Annotated in this window: 13 protein-coding genes; 5 read left to right on the forward strand and 8 right to left on the reverse strand. The window is 70.5% G+C overall.

All coding sequences use genetic code 11. The features are described 5' to 3' along the window. Window positions 1-14: 14 nt before the first annotated feature. Window positions 15-1,652, reverse strand: coding sequence for an aromatic/alkene/methane monooxygenase hydroxylase/oxygenase subunit alpha (locus AB0383_RS21600; protein WP_285966586.1), 1,638 nt, complete (start codon window positions 1,650-1,652; stop codon window positions 15-17). A 340-nt stretch (window positions 1,653-1,992) separates the two neighbouring features. Here AB0383_RS21600 and AB0383_RS21605 point away from each other — a divergent pair, with 340 nt between their 5' ends. Both AB0383_RS21605 and AB0383_RS21610 read left to right on the forward strand, forming a co-directional pair. Next, window positions 1,993-3,711, forward strand: a complete 1,719-nt coding sequence (locus AB0383_RS21605) for a helix-turn-helix domain-containing protein (RefSeq protein WP_364171132.1) — start codon at window positions 1,993-1,995, stop codon at window positions 3,709-3,711. 46 nt (window positions 3,712-3,757) lie between these two features. After that, window positions 3,758-4,300, forward strand: coding sequence for an enoyl-CoA hydratase-related protein (locus AB0383_RS21610; RefSeq protein ID WP_364171130.1), 543 nt, complete (start codon window positions 3,758-3,760; stop codon window positions 4,298-4,300). Window positions 4,301-4,322: 22 nt separating this feature from the next. Here the strand turns inward: AB0383_RS21610 and AB0383_RS21615 are convergent, their stop codons facing one another. After that, window positions 4,323-5,354 carry an LLM class flavin-dependent oxidoreductase gene (locus AB0383_RS21615; protein WP_364171129.1) on the reverse strand — a complete coding sequence of 344 codons (1,032 nt, stop codon included), beginning with the start codon at window positions 5,352-5,354 and terminating at the stop codon, window positions 4,323-4,325. A 148-nt stretch (window positions 5,355-5,502) separates the two neighbouring features. Between AB0383_RS21615 and AB0383_RS21620 the strand changes: the two genes are divergently transcribed. Beyond that, the gene (locus tag AB0383_RS21620; protein ID WP_364171127.1) at window positions 5,503-6,033 is read left to right on the forward strand and encodes a L,D-transpeptidase; all 531 of its coding nucleotides are present in this window, start codon (window positions 5,503-5,505) and stop codon (window positions 6,031-6,033) included. Between the two features lie 37 nt (window positions 6,034-6,070). Here the strand turns inward: AB0383_RS21620 and AB0383_RS21625 are convergent, their stop codons facing one another. The 4 genes from AB0383_RS21625 to AB0383_RS21640 all read right to left on the reverse strand — a co-directional run bounded on the left by AB0383_RS21625 (window position 6,071) and on the right by AB0383_RS21640 (window position 9,292). Continuing rightward, the gene (locus AB0383_RS21625; protein ID WP_364171125.1) at window positions 6,071-7,366 is read right to left on the reverse strand and encodes an NAD(P)/FAD-dependent oxidoreductase; all 1,296 of its coding nucleotides are present in this window, start codon (window positions 7,364-7,366) and stop codon (window positions 6,071-6,073) included. Window positions 7,367-7,454: 88 nt separating this feature from the next. Next, window positions 7,455-7,868, reverse strand: coding sequence for a VOC family protein (locus AB0383_RS21630; RefSeq protein WP_364171123.1), 414 nt, complete (start codon window positions 7,866-7,868; stop codon window positions 7,455-7,457). Between the two features lie 189 nt (window positions 7,869-8,057). Further along, a complete protein-coding gene (locus AB0383_RS21635; RefSeq protein WP_364171122.1) occupies window positions 8,058-8,843 on the reverse strand; it encodes a SigB/SigF/SigG family RNA polymerase sigma factor in 786 nt (261 codons plus the stop codon). After that, entirely contained in the window at window positions 8,840-9,292 is a 453-nt protein-coding gene (locus tag AB0383_RS21640) for an ATP-binding protein (protein ID WP_364171120.1), read from the reverse strand. Before AB0383_RS21640 ends, AB0383_RS21635 begins: the two co-directional genes overlap by 4 nt. A gap of 216 nt (window positions 9,293-9,508) precedes the next feature. Here AB0383_RS21640 and AB0383_RS21645 point away from each other — a divergent pair, with 216 nt between their 5' ends. Both AB0383_RS21645 and AB0383_RS21650 read left to right on the forward strand, forming a co-directional pair. Continuing rightward, window positions 9,509-10,240, forward strand: a complete 732-nt coding sequence (locus AB0383_RS21645) for a GAF and ANTAR domain-containing protein (protein ID WP_220241220.1) — start codon at window positions 9,509-9,511, stop codon at window positions 10,238-10,240. An 85-nt stretch (window positions 10,241-10,325) separates the two neighbouring features. Next, on the forward strand, window positions 10,326-10,859 hold the full coding sequence (locus tag AB0383_RS21650; RefSeq protein ID WP_364171118.1) for a bifunctional nuclease family protein: 534 nt from the start codon (window positions 10,326-10,328) through the stop codon (window positions 10,857-10,859). A 227-nt stretch (window positions 10,860-11,086) separates the two neighbouring features. Here the strand turns inward: AB0383_RS21650 and AB0383_RS21655 are convergent, their stop codons facing one another. Continuing rightward, complete coding sequence (locus AB0383_RS21655) at window positions 11,087-11,272, reverse strand: hypothetical protein (RefSeq protein WP_354875434.1); 186 nt, start codon at window positions 11,270-11,272, stop codon at window positions 11,087-11,089. Between the two features lie 55 nt (window positions 11,273-11,327). Continuing rightward, window positions 11,328-12,230, reverse strand: a complete 903-nt coding sequence (locus AB0383_RS21660; protein ID WP_364171116.1) for a TIGR03619 family F420-dependent LLM class oxidoreductase — start codon at window positions 12,228-12,230, stop codon at window positions 11,328-11,330. Between the last annotated feature and the right edge of the window lie 49 nt (window positions 12,231-12,279).

Below are 12,279 nucleotides of genomic sequence, written 5' to 3' on the forward strand. Positions count from 1 at the left end.
TTCGGGGTGCGGCCTCAGGCCACCGTGACGTTCGGGTTCGCCTTGTACGCGGCGATGTGCGCCTCGCGCTCGGCGTCCGACATCTTGTTGAGCGCGATGTTCGGGCTGCCGAAGGTGATCCCGCGGACGTCGTTGAGAGTCCACAGCTTCTTCGGGTCGTCGAGGTCGAGGTGCGGCTGCGGGATGAGGGTCTTCCCGTCGTCGCGGACGTAGCCGAGGTCGGAGATGATGTCGGCGAGGTCCATGCCGTCGTAGAGCGTCTCCCACTCGCGCTTGCCCGTGAGCCGGCCCATGTTCGGGGTCTCGCGGCCCTCGTACTCGCCGCGGAACGCCGTGGTGTCGGTCCAGGCGCAGGTCTCCGAGCAGTAGGTGCGCCACTGGCCGTCGACCTTCTCGGTCACCATGTCCTCGCGGATGAGGGCGGGGACCATGCAGGTCCAGCAGCGGTGCGGGTACTCGTAGCCCACGTTCTCGAACGCGATCGGCTTGTTCTTGCCCGGGTAGCGCAGGCGGTTGTACGCCTCCCACCACTTGCCGAACTGGTTGTACCAGCCCGGGTACTTCGACTCGAACCACTCGAAGTCGGTGTCGGTCATCGGGTCGATGCGCCAGTAGTTCACCGGCCACCCGGTGGCGAAGAACTGCGCCACGCGGTGCACGTAGTGCTTGTTGATGATCCGGTTCCACGCCTCTTCGACGAGGTCGTGGGGGATCTTCAGGCCGTACTTCTCGAGCGGGATGAGGTAGCTGCGGTAGTAGTCGTCGTAGATCCACCGACGCCACATCTCCGCGTAGCTGTCACGGTCCTTGCGGCGGTCCTTCGTGCCGTACTCGATGAAGGTGCCGATGGCCGCGTCGACCACGCAGTGGTTGTTCCACCACGCGTACCGCAGGTCGCGCTCGAGCAGCTGCCGGTTGTCCTCGTCCGCCAGCGCCATCAGCAGGATGGAGTAGCCGTTGCTGATGTGGCGGGACTCGTCGGACTGCACGGAGTGGAACACCGTGGGCAGCAGGTAGTCGCCGTTGGCCGCCGCCTCCGAGGGCATGGCGACGAACAGGGTGTTCGTGAACGCGGTCTCGGCCACCACCGTGAGGTAGATGTTCGCCGCGGTGATCGCGTCACCGGTGATGAAGCCCTCGCCGAACTGCCGGCCGATCGTGCCGGCGTAGTTGTTGGAGAACGCCTTCTCCGTGATGTCGAACCCGGCGGGGTCGATGTAGTGGTTCATGTAGAGGCGCTTGAGGTTCATCTGGATCGTCGAGTGGCGAACCTCGTCGATCATCTGCACCGCGAGGCCGTTGTGCACCTCGGGGTTCGGCACAGCGTCGATGGCCATCGGCATCGCGCGGGCGGCCGAGATCTCCGGGAACGGGATGATGGACAGGAACAGCTTCTGCCACTCCATCCAGCGTTCCTGGACCTGGCGGAACATGTTGCCGCGGATGGCGCCGTCCATGGCGCCGAACACGCGGTTGTCCTTTTCCTCCTCCATCGGGAAGTAGGACCGAAGGATCTGCTTGAGCGGGTCCTTCTTGGGGGCCTTGTCGAACTTGTAGTCGGTCCCGAAGCGCTTCGCGGGGGTCGCGAAGGTCGGTTCCCACGACAGTTCCGTGATCTTCTTGTGCGCCTTGCTCAGACTTTGTCGACTCACGCCGTGTACCTCCACCTGATCGGTCGTCGGCAGTTCCTGGCTCGGCTTGGTTCGCGCCGCTCGCGGGTGGTGATCCGGTACCCGGCCGCCTGGCCGCCGGGCACCGGATGCAGCTCGCACGTCGCCGTCCGGATGCAGGGAATGACACCGCGAGTACCCTGTGATGGTGGTCTCAATATGAGACAGGCAGTGGTCGGTGCTGCCGTTATGGTGACTGGCACACGACGTCGTGTGCCTGGCCGGGGCGCACGACGCCCTTCTGCCGGGAGGTGAGGCTTTGACCGACGCAGGCGCCTCCATTTCGTCGCCGGACAGGCTGGCGAACGCCAGGGAGCAGTTCTTGTCCACGGAGGAGGTCGACGCGGAAAGCGTCCGCAAGACGATCCTCGCCTCGTGGTGGCGCTCCCGTACGCACCAGGTAGCCGCCGACCACGTGAAGACCCCGTACGTGGCGGATCCGAACCTCGAAACGCCGCTGCTGCAGAGCGCGGGCGCGGTGCTCGACGCGCTGGAGGACAAGCTCAGCGACCTCGCCGTGAGCGTGGTGCTCACCGACGACCAGGCGCTGGTGCTGGACCGCCGGACGGAGGACCGCGCGCTCGAGCGGTACCTCGACGGCGTGCAGCTGGCGCGCGGGTTCAGCTACGCCGAGGAGTTCGTCGGCACGAATGGGATCGGCACGGCGCTCGAAGGCAGGCAGGCGACCGCGGTGTTCGGTCACGAGCACTACGCGGAGAACCTCGACACGCTCGCGTGCGCCGGCGTGCCCATCCGCCACCCGATCTCGGGCCAGGTCCTCGGCCTGCTGGATCTCACGTGCTGGAAGAAGGATGCCGGCCCGCTGCTGCTGGCGCTGGCCAAGGCGACCGCGCACGACATCGAGACGGAGCTGACCACTCAGGTCGGCCTGCGCGAGCTGAGCCTGTTCTCGGCGTACCTGCGGGCGTGCCGGCGCGGGCAGGGGATCGTGCTCGCGGTCAACAACGACCTCGTGATGCTCAACGACCACGCCCGCCAGCTGCTCGTGCCCGAGGACCAGGCCGCGCTGCTGGCCCGGGCCGTCGAGGCGCTGAGCTCGCAGTCGGACCGCTCGCTGTCGATGGACCTGCCCAGCGGGGCCCGTGCGCGGCTGTCGTACACGCCGGTCTCGAGCGACGTCGGCCCGGCCGGCGGCGTCGTGCGGGCCCGGCTGCTGCAGGAGCCCGAGGTCGTGTCCGCGCGGATCGACACGCGCCAGCCCGTGCTGCCCGGCATCGTCGGCACGGGCGCGTTGTGGGTGCGGGCGTGTCACTCGGTCGGCCGCTTCGCGCGCGACCGGAAGTGGACCGTGGTCGAGGGCGAACCCGGCAGCGGCAAGCTCGCCATCGCCCGCGCCGCGCACTCCGGCTCCACGGCGAGCGCGCCTTGCGAGGTCGTGGAGCTCGACGGCATCAAGCCGGGGGAGTGGGAGGCCCCGGTGCGGCGCGTGCTGCGCAAGGGCCCGGGCACGGTGGTGTTCCGCCACCTGGACAAGCTCTCGCAGCAGGAGCAGCGGGCATTGGCCGCGGTGCTCGACGACGCGCGGCTCGACGCCCGCGTGTGGGGCGTCGCGACGGTGGCGGAGGGTGAGCAGGACGGTCTCGACACCGACCTGATGCGCCACTTCCCGACGTCGGTCACGGTGCCGCCGCTGCGCCACCACATCGAGGACGTGCGCGTGCTCGTGCCGTTCCTGCTCGCGCAGCTCGGCAAGGGCCCCCTGCTGCACTGCTCGCCGGCCGCCCTGCAGCTGCTCCTGCGCAACGAGTGGCCGGGCAACGTCGCCCAGCTGCGGCAGGTGCTGCGCAAGGTCGTGCACACCCGCCGCGCCGGCGTGATCGAGCCCGAGGACCTGCCGCCGGAATGCCGGACGGTGGTCAAGCGCGTGCTCAACCCGCTGGAGTCGCTGGAGCGCGACGCGATCGTGCGCAGCCTCCTCGACGCCGACGGGAACAAGTCCCGCGCGGCCCATTCCCTGGGCATGTCGAGGGCCACGATCTACCGCAAGATCCGGGACTACGGCATCGACATCCCCTCGTGAGCCATCTCGCGTGGGGCGCTGCGATCGGGTGCGGGGAGGACGGCGCATGATCGACCTGGAGCACGACCACGGCGTCGCGGTGGTCCGGATGCACGAGAACCCCTGCGGGAGCATGGTTCCCGAGACACTGGACCGGATCACCGCCGCGCTGGGCTACATCGGCGGCTCGTACGCGGTCGTCCTCACCGGCGGTGACGACGTGTTCGCCCGCGGCTTCGCCGGCACGGCGGACCGGCTGGAGCGGGCCGTGCTCGCCATCGCGAACCACCCGAGCCCGGTCGTCGCCGCGATCGGCGGAGACGCGCTGGGCGCCGGCTACGCGCTGGCGGCGGCCACCGACCTGCGCGTGATGGCTCAGGGGCGGCTCGGGCTCGGCGCGGTCGCGCACGTGCCGCCCGCCGTCGAGGCGGTGCTGCGCCGCCACGCCGGCCCGGTCTGGCGCACGGTCCGCTCGGGCGAGCGAACGTTCACCCCGGAGGCGGCACTCGTCGCCGGACTGGTGGAAACGTGTTGCGCCCCAACCGATCTGCTGCACGTGGCGGTGGAGCGGGCGGCGCGGCTGGCCGGCGGGGCCAAGCAGTTCTGCTGAGGCTCTTCCCGGTACTCGGGCCTCAGCCGAACTCCTTGCGGATCTGCGGGAGCACCTCGGTGCCCAGCAGCTCGATCGCCTTCATCACCTTCGCGTGCGGCACACCCGACCAGTCCATCTGCATGGCGTAGCGGTCGGCGCCGGTCAGCTTGCCGACGCTGATGATGCGCTCGGCCACCTCGTTCGGGCTGCCGACGAACAGCGCGCGGGCGCCCTCGGTGTACTGGTCGTACTCGCGGCGCGTGGGCACGGCCCAGCCGCGCGAGCGCGCGCCCCACTTCATCGTCTCGAGCCAGTACGGGTAGAAGGTTTCCTTGGCATCCTGGGAGTTCTCGGCGACGAAGCCGATGGCGCCCATGGTCACGTCGTGCTCGTCGTCGGCGTGCTCGCCGGCCGCGGCCGCGCGGCGGTAGAGGTCCACCAGCGGTGCGAAGCGCTCCGGCTCGCCGCCGATCACGGCGTAGACCACGGGCAGGCCGAGCAGCCCGGCGCGGATCGAGGACTCGGGGTTTCCGCCGGTGCCGACGGAGATGCGCAGGCGCCGGCCGTACGGGCGCGGGTAGATGTGCGCGTCGTTCAGCGGCGGGCGGAAGCGGCCCGACCACGTGATCGGGTCCTCGCGGTCGATGCGCAGCAGCAGGGCGAGCTTCTCCTCGAACAGCTCGTCGTAGTCGCCGAGGTCGGCGCCGAAGAGCGGGAACGACTCGGTGAACGACCCGCGCCCGGCGAGCAGCTCCGCACGGCCGCGGCTGAGCTGATCGAGCGTGGTGAACTGCTGGTACACGCGCACCGGGTCCTCGGTGGAGAGCACCGTGACCGCGCTCGCGAGCGTGATGTGCTCGGTGACGCTCGCCGCCGCGGCCAGCACGGTGGCGGGGTTCGAGATGGCGTAGTGCTCCAGGTGGTGCTCGCCCAGGCCGTAGAACCCGAGCCCGAGCTCGTCGGCGAGCTTGATGCGCTCCACCGTCTCGGCGAGCCGCTGCGCCACCGACACCTGTTCACCGGTCGCCGGGTCGGGCGTCCGGTCGCCGAAGCTGTAGATACCGAGTTCCATGTCCACTTCCTCGCGAGTTCCTGGCGTCGAACCTACCAGGCTTTGATGACGCGTCAACATTTCCTGCCGGTAGTGTCCGCGGTCACGGACTCAACCTTCCCGTCCGCTCACCCGTTGATCACGGTGGACCGGACGACAGGAGTTGTCGATGCAGGGAAAGACCTTCGGGACGGGAGCGCTCGTGGCAGCCGCGGCCGCGCTGACGGCGTGCACGGCGCCGCAGGCGGCCACCACCCCCACGCCGCTGGCCGAGACCGCGAGCCTCGCGCCCGCCACCACGGAGACCACGCCCACCTCGACCACCCCGCCTCCGCCTCCGCCCCCGCCGTGCGCGGTCGCAGAGGTGTCCACGGGCGCGTGCGCGAGCCTGTCGCTGCGGCTCGCGTGGCTGCTCAAGGACGGCGTCGTCGTGCGCGGACCGGTCGCGATGGAGCCGGGTGACGCGAGCCAGCCGACACCTGTGGGCAGCTTCAAGGTCGCGTGGAAGGACAAGGTGCACACCAGCAGCGAGTACGGCGACCCGATGCCGAACTCGGTGTTCTTCGCGGCCGGCGGGATCGCGTTCCACGCCGGGCCGTTGGACAAGCCCTCCCACGGCTGCATTCACCTGACCGACGCCGACTCGGAGGTGTTCTTCGCCGGGCTGCCGGTGGGCGCGCCCGTCGAGGTGAAGGCCTGATTAGTCCACTGTGGAACAGATGAGATCCACAGTGGACTCAGTGCCGGCGGTGCGGCACCTCGGGGGAGTCGGTGTCGAGCGGCACGGACGAGCCCCGGACCAGTCCCAGTTGGACGGTCGGGCGGCGGCTCACCGTCGCGAGTCCCCAGTTGGTGGCGGTGCGCAGGCGGTTGCCCGGCATCGCGAGCAGGTGGTAAGCGCGGGTCACGATCTTCGCGGGCCAGCCCGAAAGCGGTATGTGCAGCGGGTTGGCCGCCGCGCGGCCGGCACCCAGGTCGACCACGAACCCGAGGTCGTGGTGGCGGTAGGTGCCGGGCCGGCCGTATCCGAGTGACGCGGCGACGTTGGTTCCCGCGAGCTTGCCCTGGCGTTCGGCGTGCTGCGCGGTCATCGCCGTGCACTCACCCGGCCGGGTCAGGTCGGGCACGGCCGCGACGTCGCCGCACGCGAACACGTCCGGGTAGCCCGGCACGGCGAGCTGCGCGGTCACCACGACGCGGCCCTTGGCCGTGGGCAGGCCGACGTCGGCGACGAGCGGGTCGGGCCGCACCCCGACGCACCACACGAGCGACCGCGTCGGGACGCGTTCGCCGCTGGTGAGCGTGACGGCGTCGGCGGTGGCGTCCTTCACCGACGTCTTCATCACCACCTCGACGCCCCGCTCGCGCAGCACCGCGTCGGCGGTCTTGCCCAGGCGCGGCGACAGCTCGGGCAGCACGCGATCGGCGATGTCGAGCAGCAGCCAGCGCACCGGCTGCCCCGTGAGCTCGGGGTGGCGCGCGACGAGCGCTTCGGTGAACGCCGGGCCCTGAGCCGCGACCTCGGTGCCGGTGTAACCGGCGCCCACGACGACGAACGTGCAGCGAGCCGTGCGCTCCTCCGGATCGTCGGCGGCGGCGGCGAGCTCGATCTGACGGGTGATGTGGTCGCGCAGGTAGAGCGCCTCCGGCACCCCGCGGAACCCGTGGGCCGTCTCGGCGACGCCGGGGATCGGCAGGAGCTTGTTCACGCTGCCGGCGGCGAGCACGAGCCGGTCGTAGGACAACTCGTGGCCGTGGCCTTCGGGGTCGGTGTAGCCGATCGTGTGCGCGTCGAAGTCCACAGTGGTCACTGTGCCGAGTGCCAGTCGCACGCCGCGCAGGGTGCCGGGGATCGAGACGGTGATGCTGCGCGGGTCGAGCAGCCCGGCCGAGACCTCCGGCAGCAGTGGCAGGTAGAGGAAGTAGTCGGTGGGGTTGACCACCACCACTTCCACGTCGTCGCCCGCGGTCCTGCGCAGCCGCTTCGCCGCGTTGTACCCGGCGAACCCGCCCCCGACGATCACGACCCGCATCACGTTTTTCCTCCCCGTACGGTTGCCGGACACGTGGCGGTCACCCGGCGGCGGCCGCGGCAACCCCGGATGCCGCCGCCGGGTGCGCTCAGCCCTGCGGCTGCGTGATGTTGACCATCCAGCCGATGCCGAACTTGTCGACGCACATGCCGAACTCGTCGCCCCACATCTGCTTTTCCAGCGGCACCGCGACGTTGCCGCCGTCGGAGAGCTTGGTCCAGTAGCCGCGCAGCTGGTCGCCGTCGTCGCCGCTGAGGCTCACCGAGATGTTGGTGCCGGGGTTGTGGTCCATGCCCGGCGGCGTGTCGGCCGCCATCAACGTGAATCCGTTCTCGGTCTCGAGCTGAGCGTGCATGATGTTGTTCGCCGCGGGGGAGTCCGGCATACCGGATTCCCCGAACGTGTTCACGGTCAGCGTCCCGCCGAACACGTCCCGGTAGAACTCCATCGCCTGCCGGGCGTCGTCGCGGAAGCTGATGTACGGGTTGAGGATCGAAGCCACCGGACACTCCTTCGTCGTGGACGGGAATGAATCCTCGCAGAAGACGAAGGGGTGGACAACGGGGTCGCTCCGGCAGGTGAAGAAATCGCGCTTCGGTAACGGGGACCAGTGCCGTAAGTTGTGGGTTTTCCGTTGCAGCATGGCGGTTTCCGGTGTGCTCGGTGAAAAGATTTTCGGTTATGACCGTGCTCACGGCTCGATGGTGAGTTTTCCGCGAAGTTGTTCCAGGGTCTGTGACAACAGGCGCGAGACGTGCATCTGGGAAATGCCCACGCGGTCGGCGATCTGGGTTTGCGTGAGACCGCCGAAGAAGCGCATCACGAGGATCGCGCGTTCGCGCTGCGGCAGTTCGCGCAGCAGCGGTTCCAGCGCCTCGTGGTTTTCGATGTGCTCGAGTTCCGCGTCTTCCTCGCCGAGGGTGTCCGCGAGCGAGAGGGGTTCGGCGTCGTCGTGCACGGGCTTGTCGACCGACAGCGTCTGGTAGGCGTTGCCGGCGATGAGACCTTCGTGGACTTCGCCGACGTCGAGTCCGAGGTGCTCCGCGAGCTCCGTCGGCGTCGGCGCGCGGCCGAGGGTCTGCGACAGCGCGCTCGAGCCGTGGCTCAGGGCGAGGTGCAGCTCCTTCAGCCGGCGCGGCACCCGCACGGACCAGCCGGTGTCGCGGAAGTGGCGGCGGATCTCGCCCATGATCGTGGGCACGGCGAAGGAGAGGAAGTCCGGGCCGCGGTCCGGGGTGAACCGGTCGATGGCGTTGAGCAGCCCGATGCGGGCCACCTGCACGAGGTCCTCGCGCGGCTCGCCGCGGCCGGTGAAGCGCGTGGCGATGTGCTCGGCGACCGGGAGGAACTCCGTCACGAGTTGCTCGCGCAGGCGTGGGCGGCGCGGATCGTCGGCGTCGAGGGCGGCGAACTCTTCGAACAGCGGCACCGTGTGGGCGTATTCGTCCCGGCGCCGGGTGATCGGCGGCGGGTTCACCTGGCCGTCCCCTGGCCCAGCTCGAGGTGGATCGCCAGGGTGTTGCCGACGCCGTCGGGAGCCGGGGTGTTGGTCGACGACACGGTGGCGGCCAGCGTCGTGAGCACGTGCCAGCCGAAGCTGCGCTCGCTCGGCAGCCGCGCGTGCCCGGTGCGGGTCTCCACGGTGATGGCGATGCCCTCGGGTGCCACGCGGAAGCGGCAGGTCATGGTCTCGCCGAAGTCGGCGAGTTCCACGAGCTGCGCGCACGCCTCGTCGACAGCCATCTTCGCGTCGGCGATCGCGTCGAGCCCGTAGTCGGCGCGCGCGGCCACCGCCTGGGCCAGCATCCGCGCCAGCGGGATCTGTGCGGTCTCGGCGGGCAGGCGCAGCTCGACCACCTCCGCGAGCAGGTTGTCGACGGCCGGCATCCCGTGGCTCGGCGAGCTGCCGGCGGCTTCGTTCTCCATGCCCCCCGCATACCCACTCAGTCAGGCTTCGACACCTCGGTTTCGCGATGCGTGCCGGGGGTGCGAGGGAGCGGCACCGCGTGTCCGACAGGTGATCGGGATGCAGTAATGTCGCCCGAGGACCCGTTAAAGCGCTAGCGGCCAATGGTGGCGCGCGCCCGGGTCTCTCCTGGTCAGCAGCGCCCTTCGAGTACCCAAGAGAAGGGTCTGGGAAACATGACCGGCGGCCAGGAACGGCTATCCGCGCGGCTTGACGAAGTCACCGTGGCGATGGAGTCGCTGACCGCGATGCTCGACCACCAGGAACTCGATCTCGGCCAGATGCTGCAGGCGGTCTGCGAGCACGTGGTCGGTGTGGTGGCCGGGGCAGACATGGCCAGCATCACGCTGGTTCGGGACGGCGTCGGGGAGACCGTCGCCAGCACCGATCAGCGCGCGGTGAACTTCGACCGCGAGCAGTACCGCATCGGTGACGGACCGTGCCTGCGCGCGGCCGAGACGGGGGCGCCCGTGCGGGTCGGGGTCGGCGCGGTGGCCGACCAGTGGCCGCAGTTCGCGTCGGCCGCCGACGAGCTCGGCGTGGCGAGCTTCCTCGCCGCCCCGCTCACCGTCGACGGCGACATCAGCGGCGCGATGAACCTGTTCGGGTTCGGCGAACACGGGTTCAGCGACCTCGAGGTGAAAATCCTGGAGCTCTACACCGCGACGGTGGTGTTCGGCCTGCGCAGCGCGCGGCGCTACTTCGACGCGCAGGAGCTGGTGGCGCAGCTCAACCGCGCACTGGACACGCGCGCCGTCATCGACCAGGCCAAAGGCATCCTGATGGCCGCTCACCGCATCACGGCCGAGGAAGCTTTCCAACGGCTCGTGAAGCGTTCGCAGGACGGAAACCGCAAGCTCTACGACGTGGCGGCCGAGTTCGTGGCCGCCGTGTCCAGTTTTACCTGACCCCGCCCCGCGCGGGTACGCGTGCCCGCGCGCGACACTGGGTACGTCCCCGAGGGGGCTCTCAGTCCGGAAGCGGGTGAACCACATGGTGCAAGTGCGGGTCCAGGGTCTCGCCGTCGTCGCCCAGGAGGTGGCGCCGGTGGTGCTGCTGCGCGAGGAAACCGGGCAGCGCCGCTGGCTGGCCATCACCATCGGCGCACCGGAGGCGCAGGAACTGGCCGCCGCGCAGGAGCAGGTGACCTCGGCCCGGCCGGGCACGGTCGAGCTCATCCTCGAGGTGGTGTCGGCGTTCGGACGGCACGTCACGAGCGTCGAGGTCACCGAGCTGCGCGACAGCATCTTCCACGCCGACCTGGTGCTCTCGGACGGCGTGCGCGTGTCGGCGCGGCCCAGCGACGCGATCGCCGTGGGGCTGCGAGCCCACGCACCCATCGAGGTGGCCGAGGCCGTGCTCGCCGAGGCCGCGGTGGACGTCACCGTGGCCGGCGGCGAGGACCCGGCCGAAGCGCTCGGCGGCGAGCCGGGCGTGGGCACCGAGGACGAGATCCGCCAGTTCCGCGACCTGCTCGACGAGGTCAGCCCGGACGACTTCCGCGACCCCGGACCAGGGCCCGCCTGAGCGGGAATAGCGATCGCCGCTCGTGATGTTGAACGAGTCGGCCGATGCGCTTCGTGTCCGCCGGGCTCACCCCTCGTCGAGGCGGTGTTCCGTCCGGCTGCCCCGGCATCCGTCCGGCGCCGCGTCGCGCGATCTGCCGAGAGGCGGCCACAGCGCACCGGCCCGAGACGATGGCCCCCGACCTGGCTCCGGTCGGGGGCCATCCTCGTGCCCGGGGTGATCTTCGCTCAGCCGCGCAGCTCCGGCGGCTCGCCGTCCACGCCGAGGTCGACCTCCGCGTCGAAGGCGTTGTGCTCGTGCCCGGCCACCGGCTGGGCGACGTCGGTCCCGAGGTCGAAGCCGGCGTGCCGGGCGGCTTCGGCGAGTCCGTCGTTCTCGTCGGACTCGTGCCGGTGGTGGTGGCGCTCGATCATCCCGACATCTTCGGCAGTCCGGACCCCGGCGGGCAACCAACGGAGGGTGAACGCGTCACGCGGGCTCGTGGGCGGTCTGCCCGAGGATCGACTCCACGAGCTCCAGGGCATCGTCGGTGCTGCGCGCGGTGAAGGTGAGGTCGACGAACACGTCGCGCAGCTCGGTGTCCTGGGCAGTGCGCTCGATGGCGGTGACCACGTCGGCCACGCCGGCGCCCGCCAGCGGGTAGACGCGCAGGATCGCGCCCAGTTCCGCGGGGTCACGGCCGGCTTCCTCGGCCAGCTGCCGCAGGTTCGCCAGCGGTGCGAGGATCGCGGTCCCCGGGTCGTACTCGGCCGGCGGCGTGACCACCGGCAGCCAGCCCGCCGCCCGCCGCGCGATCCGGCGCATCGCGGCCGGTGCGTACCCGGCGAGGTACACCGGCGGCGTGCGGACCGGCTTGAACGAGTCGTGGGTTTCGGGCACGGTCCAGTGCCGGCCGCGGTATTCGGCGGGATCGGTGGTCCACAGCGCTCCGAGGGCGTCGAGGCATTCGTCGAGCCGCGCGCCGCGTTCGGTCATCGGCACGTTCACGGCCTCGTACTCCTCGGGAGACCAGCCCGTGCCCAGCCCCGGGACCAGCCGGCCGCCGCTGAGCGCGTCGATCGTGGTGAGCGAGCGCGCGAGCACGGCGGGCGGGTACCAGGGCGCGTTGAGCACGTTGGTGCCGAGCCGCACCCGCTCGGTCACCGCGGCCGCGGCGGCCAGCAGCGCGAACGGGTCGAGTCGCACGGCGAACTCGGCCGGGATCGCGTCGGAGCCGCCGTACCCGACCGTCGGGTGCACCGGCGCGAGCAGTCGGTCGCCGACCCACAGACTCGCGGCACCGAGTTCCTCGGCACGCCGGGCGAAGCGGGTGACGCCCGAGCCGTCTCCGGCGAACGGGCCGAACTGGGGCAGGGTGAAACCGATGCGCATGGTGCTCTCCCGGCGTCCGCGGTGGTGGTCCCCGTGGTGATCTTGCCAC

This window comes from Amycolatopsis sp. NPDC051373, assembly GCF_040689465.1.
Taxonomy (GTDB): domain Bacteria; phylum Actinomycetota; class Actinomycetes; order Mycobacteriales; family Pseudonocardiaceae; genus Amycolatopsis.

Bases quoted from the DNA above. Each gene is read 5' to 3' on its own strand.
- AB0383_RS21610 (WP_364171130.1), top strand. From the start codon at position 3,758: ATGATCGACCTGGAGCACGACCACGGCGTCGCGGTGGTCCGGATGCAC.
- AB0383_RS21615 (WP_364171129.1), bottom strand. From the start codon at position 5,354: ATGGAACTCGGTATCTACAGCTTCGGCGACCGGACGCCCGACCCGGCG.
- AB0383_RS21620 (WP_364171127.1), top strand. From the start codon at position 5,503: ATGCAGGGAAAGACCTTCGGGACGGGAGCGCTCGTGGCAGCCGCGGCC.
- AB0383_RS21625 (WP_364171125.1), bottom strand. From the start codon at position 7,366: ATGCGGGTCGTGATCGTCGGGGGCGGGTTCGCCGGGTACAACGCGGCG.
- AB0383_RS21640 (WP_364171120.1), bottom strand. From the start codon at position 9,292: ATGGAGAACGAAGCCGCCGGCAGCTCGCCGAGCCACGGGATGCCGGCC.
- AB0383_RS21645 (WP_220241220.1), top strand. From the start codon at position 9,509: ATGACCGGCGGCCAGGAACGGCTATCCGCGCGGCTTGACGAAGTCACC.
- AB0383_RS21650 (WP_364171118.1), top strand. From the start codon at position 10,326: ATGGTGCAAGTGCGGGTCCAGGGTCTCGCCGTCGTCGCCCAGGAGGTG.
- AB0383_RS21655 (WP_354875434.1), bottom strand. From the start codon at position 11,272: ATGATCGAGCGCCACCACCACCGGCACGAGTCCGACGAGAACGACGGA.
- AB0383_RS21660 (WP_364171116.1), bottom strand. From the start codon at position 12,230: ATGCGCATCGGTTTCACCCTGCCCCAGTTCGGCCCGTTCGCCGGAGAC.